This is a genomic window from Paenibacillus sp. BIHB 4019, assembly GCF_002741035.1.
Taxonomy (GTDB): Bacteria; Bacillota; Bacilli; order Paenibacillales; family Paenibacillaceae; genus Pristimantibacillus.
Window position 1 is genome coordinate 3665597 of the sequence record NZ_CP016808.1, and the last position, 23493, is coordinate 3689089.

The window sequence follows — 23493 nt, forward strand, 5'->3', positions numbered from 1 at the left end:
ATATGGTTAAGTACTTAACTAAATACAACGTACTATATTGAAGGATAGATGTCAATAAAAGAAGAATCAGGCTAGTTGGTTGTACAACCGTACCGCCCAGCGTTATTTTAGATACCCTACTTAAGTAGCTACATGACGGATTACCATGCATCTATACTTAGGTCATATAAATGCACGCAGGAGGATGCCTATATGAAACCGTTGAATGCAACGAATACGATGAAAGCTGTATTTTGCACAAAGTATGGAGCACCGGAGGTTTTACAGGTTAAGGAAGTAGATAAGCCGGCTCCGCAGGACGATGAAATTTTAATCAAGGTGCATGCGACCTCTGTTACATCAGGGGATTGCCGAGTCCGCGGCTTTAAAAGCCCATTTTTATATCGGCTCCCCATGCGGCTCTTCCTCGGAATAACTAAACCAAGACAGCCGATTTTAGGCGTGGAGCTTACGGGAGTAGTTGCAGCGGTCGGCAAAGACGTCAAAAAGTTCAACATTGGCGATTCCGTCTATGCGTTCACGGGCATGCGTTTTGGCGCCTACGCCGAATATGTCTGCCTCTCGGAAAAGGACTTGGTCACGCATAAGCCAGCCAATATTTCTTATGAAGAAGCTGCTGCTGTTCTATTCGGCGGAACGACGGCGCTGCATTTTTTTCGCAAGGGGCCTTTGCAAAGCGGCCAGAAGGTGCTGATTTATGGAGCATCCGGGTCAGTAGGCGCTTCCGCAGTCCAGCTTGCCAAGCATTTTGGAGCAGACGTTACGGGCGTATGCAGCACCTCTAATGTGAAATGGGTAGGGGCACTCGGCGCAGATCATGTTATTGATTATACACTGCAGAATTTTGGGGAAACAGGCGAGCGTTACGATATCATCTTTGATGCGGTAGGCAAAACTACGAAATCCCATGCCCGCAAGGCGCTGGCGCCGAATGGGAAATTTTTAACGGTCGATGGACAGGGCATCGCGAAGGTGTCTGTGGAGGATTTGCTATTTCTGAAGGAGCTGATTGAGCGTGGCGAGCTCAAGGGCGTGATAGACCGGAGCTACACGCTGGAGCAAATCGCAGATGCGCATCGCTATGTGGATCAAGGGCATAAAAAAGGCAATGTGGTCATTGCCGTGCACTAGGCGGATTAGCAAGCTTTCCGTGAGTACTAATCGCACGTAACACATAAAAAAAATCGTTTTTTCACAGCTGGGGGCGAACGCATCCCTTGTGCGAGAAAACGATTTTTTGGCTTGAGCCAACCTTTGGACATCCAACATCCGAAAACCTGTCGTTAATTACTGAGAGCACGCTCCTTGTTCCCATTCAACGCTACAAAAGCGGCAAACAACAGCAGCACAACTCCGGTAAACATAAACCCTTGAAGCGTATTGAAGGGCAGCCAGCCTAACAAGGAAGAGCCTACAACTACACCTAACGAGAAACAGGCATAAAAATAACCGTACGCTTTACCGCGCAGCTCTGCTGGCGTTGCATTAATCAGCATCGTATTAATCGATGGAAACAGGAAGGCAAAGCCGATCCCATATAGACCGAGCACGCCATAAAGAGTAAGTGTCGTCGTCGATTGGCTAATGAGCAGCTGGCTTAATCCCATTAAGCCTATGCCGAGCGCCAGCGTTTTGGCTGGGGCAACGCGGTCAAAAATACGATTGGTCGGAAGGACAAAGATGAGTACGGCAATAATGCCAAACGTGCTCATTAAAGTGCCGCTTAACCTCGAATCATATCCTAAAGCCTGCACGTGCAAAGGCAGCAAATAAGCGATAACGCCTTGGGAAAACATTAAGAAGAAAGCACCGCCATATGCTTTGATCACGCCAGCATTAAAAATCGAGCCTGCTGGCGAAGAGGCAGCATCGTGCTTCTCTTTTTTGGCCATTTTATATTTGCTGAGAAAAATGGCCGATAAGATGGCAAGGGCAAAGCCCATCACGGCGACGCAGGTGAACACGAAGGGCACCGACGTTTTGCTAGCCATAATGCCGCTGAAAGCAGGCCCGATAATGGCGGCCAGCCCAACGAAGGTGCCGGTGAAAGCGACTTTTTTCCCTTGCTGGCCATTAATCGTCGTGTTTGCCGAAAAGGTAAATGCTGCGGGAACAATTAATCCGGCAACAAAACCATGAATGATTCGAACGATGATCAATAATAACGGCTCTTCTACAAAATGATAGAGCAGTAGAGCGCTGCTGGATAGCACCAGCCCCATCATTAAAATCTTGAAGGGCCCGATCCGGTCCGTCATAATCCCCGATAAAATATTGCCGAGCGTATTGGATAATGAATACAGCCCAATGACAAAGCCTACAATAAATGAGCTGGCGCCGACGGAGGCTGCGAACGTACTCATGACCGGAAGCTGGGAAAATAAATCGAAAAAGGAAAAAAACACAATGCTGTATACGAGCACCGCGTAGTTGAAAGTCCGTAAGCTATAATTCGCCTGCACCTTCTTCAGCTTCCGATCCAGCACAAAGTTGCCGAATGGCACAAAAGCGGCGATGGCAGCTGCGGCAGACCAAAGCAGGCTCCACTTCACCCGAATTGCGGCATAAAGGATAGCTGCTGCATATAAACAGAATATCCCCCCGTGAATGCTCCCTACTATCGTTACCGCTTTATCGAACCCCCAAATATATTTCAAGGGCATCGCGATGCCTAGCAACACTAATAAAGAAATACCATCTAGCAAACCGGCTATACGTAAAAAATAAATTGGATGTGACCGCACTTGTTACGCTCCTCATTTATATTTTGAAAGGAATACTCTATTCTATCACTTTATGAGGGCAGTGAAATAGGATAGACACTAAAGATTCAAAATTGGAAAAGAGGAGCGCAAGAGGCAACTCAAAGCGGGTCAACGCTGCCTCCGCTCCAAATCATCCACATAATTTTTGGCTTCCTTGAGGCCAACACCGCTTATTTCCCGGTATTCCTTAATCGCTTGAATCCTTTTTTCTGTGGCGATCAGCATAAGCAATCGTTCATCTATATTTGCCGCTTGATTGGCAGGCGGCCTATCCGGCGATGGGAGGGGCGTCGTTCGATTTGGCTGAGAAAGCGAGGGCATTCCCTCCCGGCTGTTCGCGCATTGAAGCTCCGATTTGATTTCATTAAGCTGCCTTTGCAGGCCGATTACTTTCAGCAGAAGCAGAAGAGACAGAATTAAAGCGCTGACAGCAATGATCTCTACAGTGTCCACTTGAAATCCCTCCTTCTTAATAGGATGGTTCATTATAACACAACATTTGGCCTGCTCATGCTTTAAATAAGGGGGCTGTGCTTAGCATATTTCACTTGCATTATAATCCACTTATTGGGTAAAGCTAACTTCGATTATTCTCAAATATTTGCAGCGTAAGGGGGTGGCCATCATGGCGAATGACACGAAGCTGTTCGAAGAGCTTCACCATAATGTGAAGGAATTGAGAGAGCGGATCGGGCATAGCCCGGACGTGGTCATTCGCTCGTTCATGATGGGCCGTTTGGGTTTTCAGGCTGCGCTAATCTATATCGATGGCTTGGTCGACAAGCCGATGATTCATGAGCAAGTGCTCAAGCCGCTTTTGCATCTGGAGAAAAACGCTGCCGGATATGACAGAAGGGCGACGGTAGCCGAGGCGATTATTTCGGCAGGCGAGGTGAAGGAGCAAACTCTACTTGATGCTTGTGTCATGGAGGTGTTGTCTGGCAACACCGTATTGTTTTTGGATGGGACAGATACGGCGCTCGTCATTGACACTCATGGCTGGGAGCGCCGCTCGATTGAGGAGCCGGTTTCGGAAGCGGTCGTGCGCGGCCCGCGGGACGGCTTCACCGAAACGTTGCGCAGCAATACAGCCATGCTCCGCCGCCGTATCAAAGACCCGAGCTTCACGATGGACATGTACAAAATCGGCAGGCGCTCCCAGACCGATATCGCTTTACTGTACATTAAAGGGCTCACAGATGAAGCGCTGGTGGAAGAAACCAGAAGCAGGCTGAAGCAAATTGATATTGATGAGGTGCTGGAATCCGGTTATATCGAGCAGCTCGTTGAAGACAATGTGATGTCGCCATTTCCTCAGGTGCAAAATACCGAACGGCCTGACCGGGTGGCGGGTGCTTTAATGGAAGGACGGGTTGCTATTCTTGTCGATGGAACCCCGATTGCCCTCATTGTGCCCGTAACGTTTGCGATGATGATGAGCTCGCCAGAGGATTATTATGAGCGCTGGCTGCCTTCCTCGCTCATTCGGCTGCTGCGTTATGGAGCGGCTTTTATCGCTCTGTTCCTGCCTTCGCTGTATATTGCTCTTATTTCCTATAACCATGGACTCATTCCAACCAAGCTGGCCATATCGATTGCGGCAGGCAGAGAGGGCGTGCCATTTCCCTCAATTGTAGAAGCGCTCATTATGGAAATTACGCTTGAAATTTTGCGCGAGGCGGGGCTGCGGCTGCCAAAGCCGATTGGACAAGCGGTTGGCATCGTCGGAGGACTTGTCATTGGTCAAGCCGCGGTACAGGCTGCAATTGTCAGTCCGATTATGGTTATCGTCGTGGCGCTGACGGCGATATCCTCGTTTGCTTTTCCACAGTATGGGGCGGGTCTGGCGATTCGCATTTTGCGCTTTGGCATGATGATGGCGGCTGCGGTATTGGGCCTTTATGGGGTCATTTTATTTTATATTTTGATTACCGTTCATATGATCAGGCTTAAAAGCTTCGGCGTTCCTTACCTCTCGCCGTTTGTGCCAGCGCGCCCTTCGCAGTGGAAGGACCTTTTCCTCCGCTTTCCGCTCCATATGTTGAAACGGCGTCCCGCCATGGTCAGCCCTCAGGACGATAAGCGGCAGAAATAGAGACAAGGGGAATGCAGCATGAAGACAAAGGATAGGAGCAAGGAAGCGATTACCGCTACTCAAGCCGCAATGATGACGGCAAAAGCAATGATCGGCACAGGCATTCTTGTGCTGCCGCAAAGCATTGGCAAAAGTGTGGGAACGCCTGACGGATGGCTGTCTGTTCTGCTTAGCGGCATGTTGGCTATGATGTTCGGCTTCATTATTGTAAAGCTTAGCCAGCGCTTTCCCGGCAGAACCTATTATCAATACAGCCAGGAAATTGTGGGTAAGTGGATCGGCTCCTGCGTTGGGGCTATGATGTGCCTGTATTATATTTTTTCCTCCGGCTACTTGCTGCGTGTCATGGGGGAGGTTGTGCGCATGTATTTGCTGGATAAAACGCCGATCACCATTATCATGCTGACGTTTATGGGGGTTGCCATTTATATGACGACAGCGGGGATTAATGCGATCGCGCAGCTTATCGAGATTTTTTTGCCGATTATTGTCCTGATTATGGTTGTTTTTATTATTTTTAGCTTCGGTGACTTTGAGCTGGACAATTTGCGTCCGATATTGGGGGAAGGCATTGCGCCGCTGCTGAAAGGAATTGAGCCATCGATTTTATCCTACAGCGGGTTTGAAGTGATGCTGTTTGTGACGGCCTTCATGACGGATGCCAACAAGGCGCTCAAGGCGACCTTCGCCGGAATCGGCTTGACGGCGGTGTTATATACGCTGATTGTTGCGGTTGCGATTGGCTCCTTAACGGTGGAGGAGGTGCAGACTGTAACGTGGCCAACGATGTCAGTCGCGATGAATATTGAGCTGCCCGGCGGATTTTTCGAGCGATTCGAGTCTTTGTTTACCGTCTTGTGGGTTATATCGATGTTTACAGCCTTCGTGATGTACCATTATGGAGGAAGCTTGGGGTTTGGACAGCTAACGGGCAAAAATTTTCAGCTATATGCCTATTTGTCTTTGCCTTGTATTTTTTTGATTGCCATTTGGCCGAGCAATTTGAACAAGCTGTTTAAGCTTGGCGACTATATTGGTTATGCTTCGTTTTTCATGTTCGGCACCATTCCCATTATTTTTTTAATAGTGGCGGCGGTGAGGAGGGTGGGGCATGGAACTAAAAATAAGCGCGCGTAATAGGTCTGTTGTGCTGCTCATGCTCGTCATTCCTTTGCTGCTGACGGGCTGCTGGGATCGTAATGAAATTGAGGAAACGGGCATTGCGCTTGGAGTTGGCATTGATTTTCCCGATGGACAAGAGGAAGGGGCCAGGCCAATTATCGCCATGACCCATCAATTTGCCTTGCCCAACCAGTTTTCGGAGAGCACCAGCAGCAAGGTGCAGAAGGATTATGTCAATATGTCCAGTGCTGGGCCAATCGTCTTCGATAACATTCGAGCGCTGTCAACCCGATCTGCAAGACCACCTAATTATGAGCATTTGCAAGTCATTGTGATTAGCGAGAAAGCGGCTCGGGAGCTAGATTTGAAAAATGTCATTAACTTTTTTCTGCGCAATACCGAAACTAGGCGTTCCATCCGCGTCGTCATTTCCCATGGAAAGGCGAGCGATATTTATCAACAGCAGAAGAGTACGAAAACCCCGGCTCTGGAGCTGCGCGAGCTAACGGACAATTATCGCAAGACGCTGCGTATCCCTCCGGCGCTAACGCTTGGCAATATGTCGGAGCATTTGACCGGCCAGTCCAGCTTTGTCATGCAAGGCGCAGCCAACTCGCCAGAAGGGGTGAAGCTCACGAGCGCAGCAGTCATTAGGGGTACGACAGCCCGGATGATCGGCTTTCTCAGTGAAATCGAGACGGTGGGGCTGAACTGGCTGCTTGGCAACAATCACTCTAATGGCATTGTGGAGGGGATTGAGCCGGACAGCGGCGCCATGCTTGGTTATGAGGTACGGAAGATGACGTCCAGCATTCAGCCAATCGTCCAGGGGAACGAAATTTCTTTTCAGGTGAAGATTAAGACAACGGGCAAGCTGCGAGAGGATTGGGCATTTCCTGGCGACGCATTTGATGTTGATTTCATCGATCGTGCAGAGAAGGCTACGGCGGCCATGATTAAGCAAATGGCGGAAAAAGCGCTCGCCAAGACGCAGCGCCAGTACAAGGTTGATGTAGCGGGTTTCGGCAAGCGCCTCAGCATTAAGAAGCCGGCGGTATGGAAACGGGTGAAGGATGGCTGGGAGGATCGCTTTAGCCGAGTGCCTGTTTCTATTGAGGTGGAAGTTGATATTCAGGAGTTTGGTACAAGAGGAACGAAGCGAAATTAGACTGCGTTGAAGACTAGGAGGATATAGTCGACAGCGCGGTATTTACATTGTAAGAAATAGAATGAAAATATAAATTCCCCTATTTCTTTATGGTAGAATTGTCAAGAATAATGCTATTTAGCTTATGTAATGGTGCCTAAAGCGCTAGAATCTATCATTATTTTTAGCGATACAGTTATAGCGATATTATAGAAGGGGATTTTTACGGCCATGGACAATGGAGCAACTGTGACGTTCAAGGAAGTGAAGCCAGGCTTTAACTCTGCCCTTGCCTTGGACACGGGCGGCATGCAGCAGGGTTTATTGGCTAGGACGATTCTAAAACGTTTCATAATAACGACTAGGCAAAAGGCATCTGTATCTTGCAGGTGTCTTTTGCTGTTTTGAGATGAACTGAAACGTCCAGCAGGGCAGGAAATAAGATGAATGATGTCGAATCATTTTAAAGGCTTGATTGGATCTGTAAGTGCTTGTGCAGCTGAATGATTCCTCTCATTTTATATTGTATAAACTTAATATCGTACAAATTTGCAACGCTTGGTGTCCCGAGCGTTTTTTTTGCATGCAAAAGAAAAACATGCGCGAAGCAGCGCCTTTTTTCCCTATGCCCATAAATTTTCAAGGCTATAGCTATTTTTTTATATAATCGGGATAATAGTGGTTAGTATAATAGAAGGTCCATAAATAGATCATATCGGGGGGCTGTTAGGATGATTCATGTTGAGTTGGAGTGGGCGGAGTCTCATTTTCCACTATATGCGGCTGCCAGCATCCATTCGCTGTACAGCACTTCAAATATGCCCATATATAAAATAAACGAGAATGCAGCCTCGCTCCTGGGAATTGCCAGCGGGAAAGGCACGCTTATGATGAACGATCAGACGTATGAGCTGACAGAGGGCAGTGTTATCGTCCTCCCAGCCCAAAGCCACGTCGCTTTAGTAACTAGCTCGGTGCAGCCGCTGCATGCCTATAAGCTGGTCATTGGCACCATCGAGCAGCAGCGCTCTTTATCTGCGGGTGCCGTCGTACGGAAAAGCGAAATCGCTGGCGGCCTGAATAGCCTTTTTATTCTCCATGCGCCAGCCGTTGTCTCGCAGATGGAGGAGCTGTATGTCCATCGACTGCCTGCACATGAGGTACGTCATATGCAAAATCAAATTTTATTTCACCAAATTCTGCTGTACTTGCTGGAGCAGATGGACGCCAAATATGCTACGAGCGACAAACCGTCAATGGAGCGAAGCGTCGCATATTTAGAAAACCATTTTAATGAAAAAATAACACGTGAGCAGCTCGCGGCAATGGCTGGGGTAAGTCCGTCGCATTATTCGACCTTGTTTAAGCAGCTTAACGGCTTTTCGCCTAATGAATATTTGTCACGGCTGCGCGTCCACCGCGCCAAGGAGCTGTTAATTACCGGTTCCGGCACGCTTAGGGAAATTGCGCTTAAAGTAGGCTATCATGATGAGTTTTATTTGAGCCGGCGCTTCAAACAGCAGACGGGTGCTGCTCCTTCAGGATACAGCCGAGACTCCTTGCAGCATGTAGCCGTGCTGCTCCTTCCTTACGCCAGCCATTTAATGCTGCTTGGTCTGGAGCCTGCCGTTACGATTACAGAAAGCAGCGAATTTGTGAGTACCGCAAATATGCCGCCCCCGCAAACGATGCGCTTCATCCATGCCGAGAGCTCGCCTGAACAGGTGAAATCGGTATTGCTGGACGCCAAGGTGGAGCTCATTATTGCCGCGAAGCAGCATTTGCAGCAGTATGGGCTTAGGCCTGAGCAACTGAGAGCGATAGCGCCTGTCGTAGAAATTTCGTGGATGGACATGGGGTGGAAGGAGCATTTGCGGCTCATAGCCCAAGCGGTTCAGCGAGTGAGTGTGGCCGAGCAGTGGCTGCATACGTTTGAGCAGGAGGAGCAGGAGGCGCGTGCTCTCGTCCAGCAAAGCCCCGCCGCGCGCGAGATCATTACCATACTGGTCATTAAGCCGGAGCGGCTGCTCATATACGGGGCGCGGAATGTAGGGTATGTGCTGTATCAATCTCTAGGCCTGCGGCCGCCTACCCGAATTGCGGAGGAAATGGACAAGCTGGGAGAGCAATTTCATTCTGTGCCGATTGAGGCAGCGGAGCTTGCTGAATATGCGGGGGACCGGATCATCGTCATTGCGTTTCCAGATGAGAAGGGCTCAACGCTCCATGCGCAGAAAACGTTTGAGTCGCCGTATTGGCTCAGCCTTCCCGCAGTGAAGCAAAAGAAAGTCCATGTGCTGGATAAGGACGAATGGGTGCCATACAACCCGATTTCGATTAGGCTGCAGCTTGGACGTGCGGTAGCTTTATTTACGGGCAGCCAATAGTCCAAGCTATTTTTCAAACAAAAAGGCATGGCTTGGCGCATAGGTGGCCTCTATAATGATGAAAGCAAATGCGAATGATTTTCATAATCACAAGGTGAAACGGCTGTCGCCGTCCATTGATGGTGCAGCGCGTTTACCTATATTTCAAGCGTAAACGGACGAAACCCGTTCTCTGGCGGCAAAGCTACCGTTACGCGGTGAAATATAGAGAAAGGATAGAAAAATTATATGCATTTTTATATTTTCAAAAAGGGAGAGAGTCATCTTATGAAAAAGCTTTTTATTCCGCTTCTACTTCTTATGGCGGTTGCACTTAGCGCTTGCGGCGGAAATCAAGCAGGCAATGCCGGAGCTGCAGGCAATGCGGGAAACAGCAGCAATACGGGCAATACGAGCGCGTCAGCTGCACCTTCGGCAGAGGCGGAATCTGCAACGTTTACGTATCAATCCGAGAATGGTCCAGTCGAGGTGCCGACAAATCCGCAGCGCGTCGTCGTGCTGACGAGATTTTTGACGGGCAACGTCATGGCTCTGGATGTACCTTTAGTCGGTGCGGATGAAATGTCCAAGGCGAACCCGAATTTTGAAGAGAGGCTAAAGGATGTTGAGGCGGTTTCCGATGAAAGTGTTGAAAAAATCATCGAGCTGCAGCCTGATCTGATTATCGGGCTTTCCGACATTAAAAATATTGATAAATTCAAGCAAATCGCGCCTACGGTTACTTTTACTTACAACAAGGTCGATTATTTGACGCAGCAGCTTGAAATCGGCAAATTGCTCAATAAAGAAAAAGAAGCGCAAGCCTGGGTCGATGATTTTTCCGCAAGAACGAAAAAAGCGGGCGAAGAAATTAGAGCGAAGGTCGGCGACAATGTGACGGTTTCGGTTATCGAAACGTTCAATAAGCAGCTGTACGTTTACGGCTACAATTTTGGCCGCGGCACTGAGCTGCTTTATGGCGATCTTGGTCTTGGCATGCCGGAAAAAGTGAAGGAAGGCACGAAAACGGACGGTTATTTCGCCGTATCGACGGAAGTTCTGAAGGATTATATGGGCGATTACGTCATTTTCAGTAAAAATGCGGATGAAGACAACTCATTCCAAAATACCGAAATTTACAAAAGCGTCCCTGCCGTCGTCAACAACCACGTATTCGAGGTCGATGCGAAAGGGTTTTATTTCAACGATCCATTGAGCTTGGAATATCAGCTTGAGTTTTTCAGAAAAAGCTTTCTCGGACAATAATCCTATCCCATTTGAAGAAAAGATGAGATTGAATTGAAAAAGAAACAAGGCGCAATTTCGTTTTCCTGGAAGCTGGCCGGCAGCGCACTGCTGCTGGTCGTTTGCTTCATTCTTTCGCTTCTATTAGGAGCGAAGGAAATTCATTTGCAGGACTTATGGCTCGCCATCGCAACCGATTCCAAGGCCGACAATCTTCTCGTCCTGCGTGAAATTCGGGTGCCGCGCGAGCTGGCCGCTATTCTGGTTGGAGCGGCTTTTGCTGTATCTGGCGCGATCATGCAAGGAATAACCCGCAATCCGCTCGCTGATCCGGGCTTGCTAGGCTTAACCTCGGGTGCGAACATGGGTCTGGCGCTGACCTTTATATTTTTGCCAGGGTTAGGTTACTTCGGCATGATGATTGCCTGCTTTTTAGGCGCGGCTTTGGGGGCCGCTTTAGTGCTCATCCTTAGCTCTATGCGCCGGGGCAGCCTTTCTCCAATGCGGATCGTGCTGGCGGGCGCGGCGATTTCAGCTTTTCTCTACGCCATTTCAAGCGGTATCAGTCTGGCTTTCAAAATATCCAAGGATGTGTCCATGTGGACGGCTGGCGGCTTGATTGGCACGACTTGGGGACAGCTTCAAGCGATCGCTCCGGTTATTTTGATCGGCATGCTGGTGGCGCTTATGCTCTCGAGCCAGCTGACGATTTTGAGCCTAAGCGATGATGTGGCGGTTGGTCTCGGGCAAAAGCTTGTACAAATCAAAGCGATTTTGTTTGTTCTTATCATTATGCTTACGGGGGCGGCGGTTGCGCTGGTTGGGAACATTGCTTTCGTAGGCTTAATGATTCCCCATATCGTTCGCTTGGTCGTTGGAACCGACTATCGGTATATTATGCCGATTTCGGTATTTACAGGCGCTTCCTTTATGCTGCTTGCCGATACGCTTGCCCGTACCATTAATGCGCCTTATGAGACGCCAATGGCCGCGATTGTGGCGATGGTGGGCTTGCCTTTTTTCCTGATTGTCGTGCGTAAAGGAGGCAAAGCTTTCTCATGATTCCACGTACACTAGCTCGTAAACAACGTTTGATTTTGCTTGTCGGCTTAGGCTTAATAGCCGTGGTTGCGGTTGTGAGCATGGGCTTAGGCTATGCTTCCCTGTCCTTTGACAGGCTGCTTCCCGTTTTGCTTGGGCAAGGCACATTTAAAGAGGAGTTTGTGCTGTTTTCGGTACGGCTGCCGCGCATCTTTATTACCTTGCTTTCAGGAATGGCGCTCGCTTTATCCGGTTCAATTTTGCAAAGCGTAACTCGCAACGAACTGGCGGACCCGGGCATCATCGGCATTAATTCAGGCGCAGGCGTAGGCATTGCGATTTTCTTTCTATATGTTCCGGTGAGCGTCGGATCGTTTGTGTATGTTTTGCCGTTAGTTGCCTTTATCGGGGCATTGCTTACGGCTGCATTAATTTATGCTTTCTCGTACAGCAGAAGCCGCGGTCTTGATCCGATACGTCTGGTGCTGGTCGGCGTCGGTTTTTCTCTGGCGCTGTCTGGTATTATGATTGTCATCATTTCCGCAGCGGAACGCTCCAAGGTCGATTTTATATCCAAGTGGCTGGCAGGAAACATATGGGGAACGGATTGGCCATTTATTTGGGCACTGCTACCTTGGCTCATCCTGCTTATTCCATTCACTCTGTATAAAGCTCAGCGGCTCAATCTGCTCAGCTTGAACGAGGAGTCGGCGCGGGGTGTCGGCTTGAATCTTGAACGTGAGCGTCTCATGCTGATTGTCACTGCCGTAGCCTCTGCTGCTGCTGCGGTATCAGTGACGGGCGGCATCGCCTTCGTGGGGCTAATGGCTCCGCATATTGCAAAGACGCTGGTTGGGCCGCGCAATCAGCTGTTTATTCCGGTCGCTGTGCTGCTCGGAGGGCTGCTGCTGCTGCTCTCGGATACGATTGGCCGCAACATTGTCGATCCTGATGGTATCCCGGCTGGCATCATGGTATCGTTGATCGGCGTACCGTATTTTGCATATTTGCTTTTGAAAAAATAGCGTGGCTTCAGCACGAAAAGCCCTGCCCCATGTGGAAGAAGTTCCACTGGAGCAGGGCTTTTTCTGCATGAATCTATTCAAATTTATTTACACGTTCATCTTCAAAATTTCTTCAATGATAATAGCTGGATCGGTAAACATGACGAGATGGCCGGAATGGGGAGCTTCGACAAATTTGCCGCCCGGCAAGGAAGCTGCGGTTTCGCGATGGGCAGCTGTAATAGCTGTTCTTATTTTTTGTTCCGAGCGTATCGGCTTCCTTTGACCATATAATGCAGCTTTCGTCCATCGCCAGTGTTGGCATATGCACTTGTTCCAAATGAATGTGGGGGTGTAGGGATCATGTCCATGAATACCTCCATTTAGTGAGCCGATTCCATTTGCGAAAAGTAGGATAGGGCTGACCGCATTAGCTGAGCAGCTTCATTTCCTTCGCCTGAGCGACTGCTTTTGTGCGCCGGTTGACCTTGAGTTTAGCAAAAATATTTTTCACATGCACCTTTACCGTGCTTAGGGCGATAATGAGATGCTCAGCAATCTCTTTGTTGGATAGGCCAGAGGCGAGCAGGGCAAGCACCTCAAGCTCGCGCTCCGTAAGCGGCTCGGCGATCATGTCCGGCAGTGGCTGCACAGCTGATTCCTTGCTGCTTTGAGATTCGGGCTGCTCCGGCAAGCTTTGCAGAACACACATTAATAAGCCGTATGATGCCATAGCGAGCAGTACCGGTGTGCGATCAGCTGTGAACACGCCGCTTGCCAGCTTATTTTCAAGATAAAGCACGCCGAGCATGGTGCCATGAACAGAAACGGGGATGCATATAACCGATTGGGGCTGATGCTTTGCCATGTAAGGGTTATGGATGAGCCAACTCTCTTCTGTTCCAGCATAATGAACCTTCTCCTGTGTCCGAAGGACATAACGGATAATGCCTTCCGGTAGCAAGGAGCTGTCATTCAGCTCGAAAGGGCAAGGGGCATTCGGATTCTCCAAGGCGGCATAGACCTGAACATAAAGGGCATCGTTGCTGCCTGTAAGCAAGGCCCCTTTGCTTGCACCGGCATGCTTCAATATCGTTTTCATAATTTCGGCAAGCACGGCGTCCATATCGAGCGGGTTCGCGATTGCTTCTGTGGTTTGTAATATAGCGGCAAGATCAAGGCTTTCCGTTGACAGCGTTTCGCTGCTGCGGAAGCTGATTGAGGCGGCTGGCTGTTCTTTTTTACTACCGTCTGCCTCTACAGCTGTGGTGAAAAAGGATATTCGAGGAGAAGCGCTGCCTGCCAGCTGCTGCTCTTGCCGCTGCAAGCCTAGCAATTGCTCCTCTAATTGCTCTGATTTTACGTAAACCTCCCACTGTCTATACCCCTCGAGTGCGGTCTGTAAATAAAATAAAGCGATCTTGTTCATGGATCTAGCCGTGTAGAAACTTGCTGCGAGCTCCGCTGCCAGGCTTATTGCCTGTTTGTCGCCCAACTCCCTGGCTTGGCGCAGCGCTTTATCATAAAGCTCCTCAGCCAGGCTTTGCTCATTGCAAGCGCGAGCATATTCAGCATGAAGAATGTCGGAACGGGCCTGATAAAAATCCGGGCTCCATGCAGCCCATTTTCGATAACGCCCAAGATTGCGAAGCAAGTTTTTTCTAATAATACGATGCCTGCGCAGCTCAGGATAGACTGCAATAATAGCTAACGATTCATAAAACAGGCATTCGGGCAAATGAGGCAAATGAGTGGCGTAGGCTTCATGCGTTTTTGCTTGATGGGCCCACCCAATTGCATCCTCATAGCGTCCCAGAAGAAAGCATAGCTGCGTTTTATAGGTGCAGAATTGAAATAAGGTTGTCGCTGCGGTTTCCTCTTGCCTGATTTGCTTTAAAAAATGCTCCTCATCAAAGTCAGCTCCGCTGAATGAATCTGGTGCAGCCGTTCGCCCCTGCAGGGCGAGAAAAAACTGCTGATAGAGGAAAAAATTTTGGCGCACAAATTCATCCTTCGTTGTATCCAGCACGACCATATATTCGGCTATTTTGCGGTTTACATCGCTTAATGGGGCTCGCGCATACAAGGCGTTGATGTGGGCGCCAATCGCATAGCTGGCAAAGACGTAATCGCCGGAGTCCATGCCGTAGCGCATCGCTTGAGACACGTAGGCTTCGCCCTCACCGGCTTTCCCGGCAAATTGGCACAGCACGCCGCCGTATATCGTATAGGTTGTGCTTTTAATGGAAGGACTGTTGTAAATCTCGGATAGCTCAACGCCGATTTTTCCAATCGCGTACCCCTTGTCGAACTGGCCCCTAGTATTGCCTAAAATCATTCCGTAGGCCGAATAGACAGCTGCCGACACCGGCGTATTTCCATGCTTAAGCGACAGCTGAATGGCCCGGCAAATGAGCTGGAAGTAAATCTTTTTATCCGTAAAAAAGGTAGAGGGCACTACAGCAAAAATCAAATTCATTGCCGCAATGTAGTCCGGGTCCGTCATTTCCTTAAGCTGGAGCAGCTTGTCGTAGCGGTTGCGCAGCAGCTGTTCTATACGAATGCCTTCTAGCATCAGCATGAAGCTGCCGGGATTAGGGTCAATAATAATTTGAAGCTCCCTCAGACTTTGCAGGCCAAGCGCAGTGCCTTCCGAATACTTGCCCTGATTGATGAACTGCATAATTCGAATCATAAATACTCGGCTTCGTTCGGCTGGGCCGCGCGCATAGCTGAGCAGCAGCTCAAGATCGCTGTCTGATTGCGCATGATTGCCGCACATATATTCACATTCCGCCTTCTGGGCGTACAAATTAAAGCAAAGCTCAAAGGACGAGTTCCAGCCCTCCATGCCAAGCAGCAAAGCCCCCTTGTGAAAATATTGGACAGCTACATCAAAGGCAGAGGAAGCTTTAGCGCGGCTCCCTGCCTCTAGATTAAGCTGCGCGAGCTCAAGCCGCTCCTCCTTGTCCGCAATTAAAACAGCGCCTCTGTTCATATGGTTAACGGCCTCGAAGGCATGCTTGCCGTCTTCCATGCTAATAGCGTCTCCGGCAGCTGCTTCTGCCTGGTGCTGCCGGTTCAGAAAACGCCCGATGTGCAGATGCAGCGCCTGCTTGGCTGAATTCTCCAGCTGGCCGTAAATCAGCTTCTGGATGCTGTCATGGGCAAAGCGGTAAAGCCCCTTGTGAACGGGCAAAATAATGCCTTCGCCTTCAATGGCCGACCATTGCGCGGCTAGCGCTACGCTATTCTGATTAGCAGCCTGGGCTATGAATTGCGGGGAAAAGGAGCTGCCTACACATGCGGCAGTCTGGAGCAGCTGCTGCGCTTCGGGCGCAAGACGGCTCATTCGGTAGGCCATCAGCTCTTGAATGGAAAAGCCCGGCTCGCGTTCAAGCATCTGCTCCCAATCCCACTGCCAGCCATGCTTGTCAGCGCTGTATCTCAGGGTGCCGTCATCCTGCATGCGGAGCAGAATTTGCTTGAAATGAAACGGGTTGCCGCCGGATTTATGGTACAGCAGCTCCGTCAAGTCCATCGTGGTGCTGGCCGGGCTGTTAAGCGTCTCCATTACAAAGCGGTTCATATGCGCCATGTCGAGCGGCTCTAAATGTAGATGGCGGACGACCGCCTGCTTGGAAACACTGCCATCCGGCTCATAGCCGGGAAGCGTGCGCGCATCGGTTTCCCTATGGCGATAAGCGCAGACGAACAGCAAATACTGGCATTCCGGATCGCATACCAGGGCATGAATGAGCTGAAGAGACGACGAGTTTGCCCATTGCAAATCATCAATAAACAGCACGATGGGATGCTCCTTGGAAGCTAGCGCTTGAACAAATTTGCGGAAAGCATAAATAAACCGTTTATGCGATTCATAGGGCGGCAGAACCTCCACGGCTGGCGCTTCGCCAAGCAGCACGGCCGCCTCGGGAATAATCGCGGTTATAATGCCTATGCTCGTTCCTAGAGCCTCTCGCAGCCGCATGCTCCAAAGCTCGGCTTTGTCCTTGTGTTCGCCAAGCAGGTGGCGAATAAGACCGCGAAAGGCTTGGATGATTGGATAATAGGGGCTTTCATTGGCGAGCTGCTCGAATTTGCCGGTTATGTAGAAAAATTCGCCTGCTTGCGGCTGGTTTCGAAACATTTTATCCATGAGGCTCGTTTTTCCGATGCCGGCCTCCCCTGATATATACACCAATTCCGTAGAGCCGAAGCAGACGGAATAGAGGGCTTGGGTGAGCACGGAAAGCTCATACTCCCTGCCGTGAAAGCCAGGCTCCAGTATAAAGGAGGGAGGCGAGTGGCCGATATTATTTAAGTCTGCCTGCAGCAGAAGCGCACTGGAATAGCGTTTATCCGGATTTTTTTCCAGCAGCTTCATAATGATAGCCTCCAGCCCTTCAGGCCATTCCATATGCGAATTAGTCATGGGAGGGACGCTTTTTACCAAATGCAGGTATACCCATTCGAGCGGATTATCCGCTTCAAAGGGCAAACGTCCGGTGAGCATTTCGTAAAAAATAACGCCAAGCGAATAAAGATCGCTCCGCTCGTCGACCGTTCGCAGCATCCGGCCGGTATTTTCCGGCGAGCAGTAGGGCAGCGTCAAGTCGTTTGCCAGCTGCCCGTCAGGGCGAACATAGCGTTTGTCCGTCCGTTGAACAGCTAATCCGGCATCCGGCACGGACGATTGATTATGAGCGGGAAAAACATGAATTCGCTCCGGCCGCAAGTCGAGATGAATGATATGCTGTTGATGAAGCTCCGCTACACTTGCAGCAAGGGAGCTTGCCAAAGGCAGAAATTGCTCTGGAGGCATCCCGCTCCATTCAGCTAAATAATACCTCAGGGAAAGCTCAGGGATAGGCAAATCCGGCCCCGCAGGGCCAAAAGCATTCTCAAAGTTCATTGCGGACATGACCAAAACACCTCTAGCATCAAATTACTCTTTCATTCCTACTATTATAATAAATGGAAGCCTGTTTCCGCTCGTTTTAAATGAAAAATACTTCTTTATAGGTATAGGGTTAGCCCCTCGTTTTGTATTAATTTAAATAGAGAATTGAACAGCAGAAAGGCACGGGTGGGCGTCAATATGGAAAATGCATTAATTGTTCTGGTTACCATCTCAATTATAGCGGTTGTTGTTTTTGTTAAGGTGTGGTGGGATGGCAATGGCATGAGTTGGAGATTCATCAAGTGGTATTTCGGTATTTTTCTGATTTTGGCGGTAGCGGGCAGCACCGTGACTTTTTTTATGAGCAAGGGCCTATCTTAGAGCAATCGGGCAGGTTAACATAATGGTAGAATCAGGTTATGGAAAAAAGCTGCGAGATGCATGTAAGAATTGGTTAAAAGATAAGCTCTAATAAATAGTCTATTACGGGGGATTGCAATGATCACATGGAATTGGAACAAGCGCTGGATTGCCCTATTGCTGGCAGCGGTATTATTGATGGAGCTTTCAGCAGTCAGGCCGGCGCAAGCGGCGGGAGCGGCTGTATTGGATCAGGAGAGTGCAAGCTATTCGGGATATGTATGGACAAATGCTGATTATCCGCGATATCAAACCTTTACGCCGGCTATAACGGGCTATCTGGATGCCATTGAGCTTAATATTACGGCAACAAACAGCCCTGATCTCCTCATCATTAAAGTTTATAAGGATGATGATCTTACGACACCACTTGCATCCGCTCAAACATCGTCTATCGGAACAGGCTGGTCATCTGTTGATTTTTCCGGAACATCGGCTTATTTGACGAGAGAAACCATGTATCGAATGGTTGTATCTACAGAAAATGCTGGATCATCCGGAATTGGGTGGAATATAAGTTCGACTGATTCCTATACCAGAGGCTATTCGATCGTTAACGGACACGATTTTACTTTCAGGACGTATATGATTGGCGACTATTCGCTCTCCCCAGCCTTAAGCACCGTTTCGGCTGGTCAATCGAGCCTGACCGCAGATGGAGCAAGCCGTACAACCGTAACTGTGCAGATGAAGGATAAGCAGGGTACGAATCTAGCGGCGGGTGGAGAAAACGTGACCATCTCGTCTACACGGGGCACGGTCAGCATGGTTACGGATAATGGCGATGGCACCTATACGGCGACGCTGACGTCTTCGACTACAGCGGGGACGGCGACTGTGAGCGTGACAGTAGGAAGCCAATCGCTCACATCGACGGCGAGCGTGCAGTTTGAAGCGGGAGCGGCGTCGGCTGCGACGAGTATAGTGGAAGTAGCGAACGCCTCCCTGACGGCCGACGGTGTAAGTCAGACGATGGTGAGCATCAGGCTGAAGGACATGTATGGCAATGCGTTAACAAGCGGAGGAGGGTCGGTCACGGCATTAGCGACGGCTGGCTCAGTCAGCAGCCTTATGGATAACGGCAACGGCACGTATACAGCAACGCTGACGGCGCCGACGAGGGCGGGAACGGGAATTATTATCGCTACGGTGCAAGGCCAGACGATCACATCGCAGCCGAGCGTGGAGTTTGTGCCGGGAGCGGCATCGACGGCAACGAGTACAGTAGAGGCGAGCCCAGCAACGCTGACGGCTGACGGAGCGAGCCAATCGACCGTCAGCATTACGCTAAAGGATGCGTATGGCAATGCGTTGACAAGCGGAGGAGCGACCGTCACGGTATCTGCGACGACGGGCACGGTGGGCGCCGTCACGGACAACGGTGACGGCACGTATACGGCGACGCTGACAGCTCCGACGACGGTGGGAACGGCAACCGTCAGTGCGACGGTAGGAGGCCAGTCGATCACAGCGACAGCGAGCGTGCAGTTTGTGCCGGGAGCGGCATCGACGGCGACGAGCACAGTGGAAGCAGCGGATGCGTCCTTGACCGCTAATGGCGCGAGCCAGACCACGATCAGCGTAAAGCTTAAAAATGCGCATGGCAATGCACTGACTAGCGGAGGATCGGCGGTCGCGGTATCGACGACGGCGGGGACGGTAGGCGCCGTTACGGACAATGGCGATGGCACTTATACGGCGATGCTGACGGCGTCAACAACTGCGAGGAACGCTATAGTCAGCGCCAGCGTTGGCGGGCAGGTCATAGCGGCAACGGCAAGCGTCTCCTTTTTACCGGGAGCTCCCTCCGTATTAACTAGCAGAATTCTAGTGTCGGATGGGACTTTAACCGCTGACGGAGCAAGCCAGACAACGATTCGTGTAAGGCTGAGCGACGCACAGGAGAATAGCTTGACAACCGGCGGAGCGACGGTAGCCATTGCTGCAACGCTAGGAACGGTTAGCGCGGTAACGGATAACGGTGACGGCACGTATACAGCAACGCTGACTGCCCCGACTGCGTTAGGCAATGCGATCGTGAGCGCAACCGTTAACGGGCAGACGCTACAGACGACGGAAGAAATCGAATTTGTCGTTGGGGAGATGAGCCCCGCCCAATCAACCGTCACCGCGAGCGAGGCAGTCGTTCGGGCAGATGGCGGCAGCGTCCTGATCTCCGTAAAGCTGATGGATGACTTTAACCATCCGCTTGAAGGGCAAACGATGCGGCTTCAGGCAAGAGGCGGGCATTCCATCATTGCTCAGCCTGCTGCAGTAACGGGTGCAGATGGAATAGCAAGCTTCACAGTGAGCAATACGACCGCAGAGGACGTTACTTATTTTGCCCAGGAAGAGGCAAGCGGAGTTGAACTGGATCAAACGGCAGAGGTGTCGTTCGTCTACGATCAATCTCCAACGATTGCTCTGCAAGCTGATCCCTCAGCGGCAACCTTTGGGACGGTGACCGTACATGCGACGGCAGCGGCTTTCGGGGAATTCAACCGCATCGCTTCGATAAAATGGGCGGAAGGAAGCCGTTCCGTCTCCTATTTTGCAACAGCTGGCGAGGTCATGACGAGCCAATTTACCGTACAGGCGAACGGAGTGTATACCGTCTATGCGCTAGATGCTTCGGGCAATGCCGCTGTGGCTACGATTGATATTCAAAATATCGTACCGTTAAGCAGCAATGCGAATTTGTCTGGGTGGGAGCTAGAGGGAGCCGGAGGGGCAGTGAGCTTCCGGTTTGATCCGGCCATTGCGAATTATACGGTCCAAGCAGGCCACTCGACAGCTGGTTTGAAAATGAAGCTGACCTTATTGGACGCCTACTCCAAAGTTTACGTAAACGGTACGCAGGTTGCGAGCGGCGTACAAACCGGGGAATATTCGCTTGCTGCGGGAAACAATACGTTTGAGGTTCAGGTCGAGGCACAGGACGGCACGATTAAAAAGTATGAGTTGAACGTTATTCGTGCCGTACCGCCTGCTCCTAATACGGGAGGCGCTTCAAGTACGCCTGCCGCATCGGCAGACACGCCGGTTGTCATCCAAATTAATGAAAAAGACATTGAAGGGGCTGCCTTCCTTAAGCTTGGCACCGATAAAACCAAAACCATTTATGCCCATTTGGATGCCGCTATACTCAGCAAAGTGCTGGGTTCTGCCACTGCTTCGGAAAAACAAAATATTTCAATATCTATTGCTGCGGAAGCAGACGTAGTTGAAGTACAGCTTTCAGCTGACGCTGCGCAAGCTCTCATCAAAGCCGCTGCGGTTGTGACGCTTAAAACGATATATGGAGAGCACCGGCTGCCTATAGCTGAGCTGGCCAAACAGCAGCCTGAATGGAGCGCCGCGGCGAAAGTGCGCATTACTATTGGGCTGGAGAAGGGGAGTGCTGCAGCAAGCCTGCAAAAAGCAGCAGAAACAGGCGGTTTGCAACTAATTGGCAGCCCCGTATATTTTAAAGTGGAGACGATTGGAACTAGCGGCATTAGTAGGGTCTCCAGCTTCAGCCGTTATGTGGAAAACGTCGTTTATCTGCCTGCAAATGCAGCTATCACGGCTACAACGGCTGCCCTGTGGGATGAGAAGCTGGGTCTGCGCCCCGTTCCTACTTCCTTTATAGCGAAGGATGGACGAAAATTGGCCGTTATTCACAGCTTGACGGGCGGTGCCTTTGTGCTCGTCACCCATACGTCTGCATTAACCGATATTAAAAATCATTGGGCGGCTGCCGAAATTGAAACTATGTACAGCAGAATGATTGTAAACGGTCAGGCTGGCAATCAATTTAAGCCAGACTCCGCCATTACCCGTGCCGAAGTCGCAGCCTTGCTTGCCAGGGCGCTAGGCTTGCCGAGCGCTGGAAGCCGTACCGATTTTCATGACGTTAGCGATGCAAATTGGTACAGTAGTGCCGTGGCGGCCGTACAAACTTATGGCATTATGGATGGCTATAAAGACGGAACGTTTCGGCCAAATGAAGAAGTTTCCAGACAGGAAGCCATCGTAATGGCCGTTCGTGCGCTGAAGCTGGCGGGTGCAGAAAGCGATTCAGCAGGCGCTGCAGAAGTGGACTTATCCGCATATGGCGATCATTCGAAAATTGGCAGCTGGGCGGAGGAGGCTATGCAGATAGCGATATTAAAAGGTTTGGTGAAGGGCTATGGAAATGAGCTGCAGCCGCAAAAACCACTGACTCGCGCCGAAATGACCGTACTCATTTATCGAATGCTCATGCAAGCGGGGCTCATTCAGTAGAGGCGGCTAAAAGGTAAGATCAACCTTGGGAAGCTACTGGAAAGGAGTGATTTTAACTATACGATACACAAGGAAGAGCGTTATTATATTTGCCCCTATAGGGGTGTAATATAATAACGCTCCCCATACTCACTTTGTATGGACGGCGAAAACCGTTTACGCTTGATACCCCTTTAATCATTTCTACGTAAAAAATGGTCAGCAGCGTTTGTACAAATGCTGCGGCATCCCCGATTAGTCTATGAATTCGGCAGGCTTGTCATTAAATTTATAGCCGACGCCGCGAATGGTGCGGATATAATGCGGCTTTGCCGGATTTTTCTCCAGTTTTTTTCGCAAATTATAAATATGTACCATGACCGTATGCGTATCTCCCATATGGACATCATCCCAGAGCAGCGAAAACAGCTGCTCGTTTTTGTATACCCGGTTTGGATTTTTAGCGAGATGGAACAGCAGCTTGAATTCCTTGGCTGATAGGGAAACGGGTTTGTTGTCCACAAGCACAAGGTGGGTGGCGGGATCAATGAGCAATTGATCAAACTTTAACGTTTTGTCGGTTACTTCTTCGTGTTTATGCAGCAAATTGCTTCTGCGGATATGCGCTTTAACTCTGGCGATTAGCTCAATCGGGCTAAACGGCTTTGAAATGAAGTCATCCCCTCCAAGGCCCAGCCCCAGCACTTTATCAATATCCTCGTCCTTGCAGCTGACGAACAAAATCGGCACATTGCTCGTTTTGCGAATTTCGCTGCAAATTTGAAAACCGTCCATGCCCGGCAGCAGCACATCAAGCAGCACCAGATCAGGAGCATGCTCCTGCGCCGCTTTAAGCGCATCGACGCCATTGTAGGCCGACAGCGTATGAAACCCTTCCCTTTTCAGAGACATGGTCAGCAATTCATTAATTTCATGATCATCATCCACGATCAAAATCGTATTTTTAGAAGACATATGATAGCCATTCTCCTCTTGTATAGCTTGCTGGTTGCGAGCGAGCAGATTTCTCTTCTCTCGCAGCGGCATACCCTGCCGAAAGTCTCAAAATTATCCTATTTTAAGTATCTCATGTTCGCAAAAATATGTCGATTGGATAAATCAGATTTTAAATGAAATTGA

The 23493-nt window shown here is 50.0% G+C and carries 15 protein-coding genes; 11 read left to right on the forward strand and 4 right to left on the reverse strand.

Annotated features, from left to right (window positions below; translation table 11 throughout):
• The first annotated feature begins 219 nt into the window (after window positions 1-219).
• Window positions 220-1131 carry an NAD(P)-dependent alcohol dehydrogenase gene (locus BBD42_RS15940; RefSeq protein WP_099521633.1) on the forward strand — a complete coding sequence of 304 codons (912 nt, stop codon included), beginning with the start codon at window positions 220-222 and terminating at the stop codon, window positions 1129-1131.
• A 152-nt stretch (window positions 1132-1283) separates the two neighbouring features.
• Here the strand turns inward: BBD42_RS15940 and BBD42_RS15945 are convergent, their stop codons facing one another.
• Window positions 1284-2744 carry an MFS transporter gene (locus BBD42_RS15945; protein WP_099518946.1) on the reverse strand — a complete coding sequence of 487 codons (1461 nt, stop codon included), beginning with the start codon at window positions 2742-2744 and terminating at the stop codon, window positions 1284-1286.
• Window positions 2745-2873: 129 nt separating this feature from the next.
• Window positions 2874-3218, reverse strand: coding sequence for a ribosomal protein L7/L12 (locus BBD42_RS15950; RefSeq protein ID WP_172455512.1), 345 nt, complete (start codon window positions 3216-3218; stop codon window positions 2874-2876).
• Between the two features lie 172 nt (window positions 3219-3390).
• Here BBD42_RS15950 and BBD42_RS15955 point away from each other — a divergent pair, with 172 nt between their 5' ends.
• From BBD42_RS15955 to BBD42_RS15990, 8 genes are all read left to right on the forward strand, one after another.
• Window positions 3391-4860: a spore germination protein gene (locus BBD42_RS15955; protein WP_099518948.1), complete on the forward strand. Its 1470-nt coding sequence runs from the start codon at window positions 3391-3393 to the stop codon at window positions 4858-4860.
• 18 nt (window positions 4861-4878) lie between these two features.
• Window positions 4879-5997: a GerAB/ArcD/ProY family transporter gene (locus BBD42_RS15960; RefSeq protein ID WP_099518949.1), complete on the forward strand. Its 1119-nt coding sequence runs from the start codon at window positions 4879-4881 to the stop codon at window positions 5995-5997.
• A complete protein-coding gene (locus BBD42_RS15965; protein WP_099518950.1) occupies window positions 5972-7150 on the forward strand; it encodes a Ger(x)C family spore germination protein in 1179 nt (392 codons plus the stop codon). The genes BBD42_RS15960 and BBD42_RS15965 overlap by 26 nt, the downstream gene beginning before the upstream one ends.
• 710 nt (window positions 7151-7860) lie before the next feature.
• Window positions 7861-9516 (forward strand): helix-turn-helix domain-containing protein, encoded by a 1656-nt coding sequence (locus BBD42_RS15970; RefSeq protein WP_099518951.1) that lies wholly within the window; start codon window positions 7861-7863, stop codon window positions 9514-9516.
• Window positions 9517-9783: 267 nt separating this feature from the next.
• The gene (locus BBD42_RS15975) at window positions 9784-10761 is read left to right on the forward strand and encodes an iron-hydroxamate ABC transporter substrate-binding protein (RefSeq protein ID WP_099518952.1); all 978 of its coding nucleotides are present in this window, start codon (window positions 9784-9786) and stop codon (window positions 10759-10761) included.
• Window positions 10762-10794: 33 nt separating this feature from the next.
• Window positions 10795-11802 carry a FecCD family ABC transporter permease gene (locus BBD42_RS15980; protein WP_099518953.1) on the forward strand — a complete coding sequence of 336 codons (1008 nt, stop codon included), beginning with the start codon at window positions 10795-10797 and terminating at the stop codon, window positions 11800-11802.
• Entirely contained in the window at window positions 11799-12806 is a 1008-nt protein-coding gene (locus tag BBD42_RS15985) for a FecCD family ABC transporter permease (protein ID WP_099518954.1), read from the forward strand. The genes BBD42_RS15980 and BBD42_RS15985 overlap by 4 nt, the downstream gene beginning before the upstream one ends.
• A gap of 67 nt (window positions 12807-12873) precedes the next feature.
• A complete protein-coding gene (locus BBD42_RS15990) occupies window positions 12874-13071 on the forward strand; it encodes a hypothetical protein (protein ID WP_099518955.1) in 198 nt (65 codons plus the stop codon).
• 144 nt (window positions 13072-13215) lie between these two features.
• On the opposite strand, the gene BBD42_RS15995 is transcribed toward BBD42_RS15990, so the two are convergent.
• Window positions 13216-17709 (reverse strand): AAA family ATPase, encoded by a 4494-nt coding sequence (locus BBD42_RS15995; protein ID WP_099518956.1) that lies wholly within the window; start codon window positions 17707-17709, stop codon window positions 13216-13218.
• Between the two features lie 177 nt (window positions 17710-17886).
• Between BBD42_RS15995 and BBD42_RS16000 the strand changes: the two genes are divergently transcribed.
• Both BBD42_RS16000 and BBD42_RS16005 read left to right on the forward strand, forming a co-directional pair.
• Window positions 17887-18069: a hypothetical protein gene (locus BBD42_RS16000; RefSeq protein WP_099518957.1), complete on the forward strand. Its 183-nt coding sequence runs from the start codon at window positions 17887-17889 to the stop codon at window positions 18067-18069.
• A 117-nt stretch (window positions 18070-18186) separates the two neighbouring features.
• Window positions 18187-22374: an invasin domain 3-containing protein gene (locus BBD42_RS16005; protein WP_099518958.1), complete on the forward strand. Its 4188-nt coding sequence runs from the start codon at window positions 18187-18189 to the stop codon at window positions 22372-22374.
• 234 nt (window positions 22375-22608) lie between these two features.
• On the opposite strand, the gene BBD42_RS16010 is transcribed toward BBD42_RS16005, so the two are convergent.
• Window positions 22609-23328, reverse strand: coding sequence for a response regulator transcription factor (locus tag BBD42_RS16010; RefSeq protein WP_099518959.1), 720 nt, complete (start codon window positions 23326-23328; stop codon window positions 22609-22611).
• Window positions 23329-23493 lie beyond the last annotated feature (165 nt).

Excerpts from the sequence above, each read along its gene's own strand:
- BBD42_RS15940 (WP_099521633.1), top strand. The coding sequence starts at position 220 with ATGAAAGCTGTATTTTGCACAAAGTATGGAGCACCGGAGGTTTTACAG.
- BBD42_RS15955 (WP_099518948.1), top strand. The coding sequence starts at position 3,391 with ATGGCGAATGACACGAAGCTGTTCGAAGAGCTTCACCATAATGTGAAG.
- BBD42_RS15960 (WP_099518949.1), top strand. The coding sequence starts at position 4,879 with ATGAAGACAAAGGATAGGAGCAAGGAAGCGATTACCGCTACTCAAGCC.
- BBD42_RS15965 (WP_099518950.1), top strand. The coding sequence starts at position 5,972 with ATGGAACTAAAAATAAGCGCGCGTAATAGGTCTGTTGTGCTGCTCATG.
- BBD42_RS15970 (WP_099518951.1), top strand. The coding sequence starts at position 7,861 with ATGATTCATGTTGAGTTGGAGTGGGCGGAGTCTCATTTTCCACTATAT.
- BBD42_RS15975 (WP_099518952.1), top strand. The coding sequence starts at position 9,784 with ATGAAAAAGCTTTTTATTCCGCTTCTACTTCTTATGGCGGTTGCACTT.
- BBD42_RS15985 (WP_099518954.1), top strand. The coding sequence starts at position 11,799 with ATGATTCCACGTACACTAGCTCGTAAACAACGTTTGATTTTGCTTGTC.
- BBD42_RS15990 (WP_099518955.1), top strand. The coding sequence starts at position 12,874 with ATGAATCTATTCAAATTTATTTACACGTTCATCTTCAAAATTTCTTCA.
- BBD42_RS15995 (WP_099518956.1), bottom strand. The coding sequence starts at position 17,709 with ATGTCCGCAATGAACTTTGAGAATGCTTTTGGCCCTGCGGGGCCGGAT.
- BBD42_RS16000 (WP_099518957.1), top strand. The coding sequence starts at position 17,887 with ATGGAAAATGCATTAATTGTTCTGGTTACCATCTCAATTATAGCGGTT.
- BBD42_RS16005 (WP_099518958.1), top strand. The coding sequence starts at position 18,187 with ATGATCACATGGAATTGGAACAAGCGCTGGATTGCCCTATTGCTGGCA.
- BBD42_RS16010 (WP_099518959.1), bottom strand. The coding sequence starts at position 23,328 with ATGTCTTCTAAAAATACGATTTTGATCGTGGATGATGATCATGAAATT.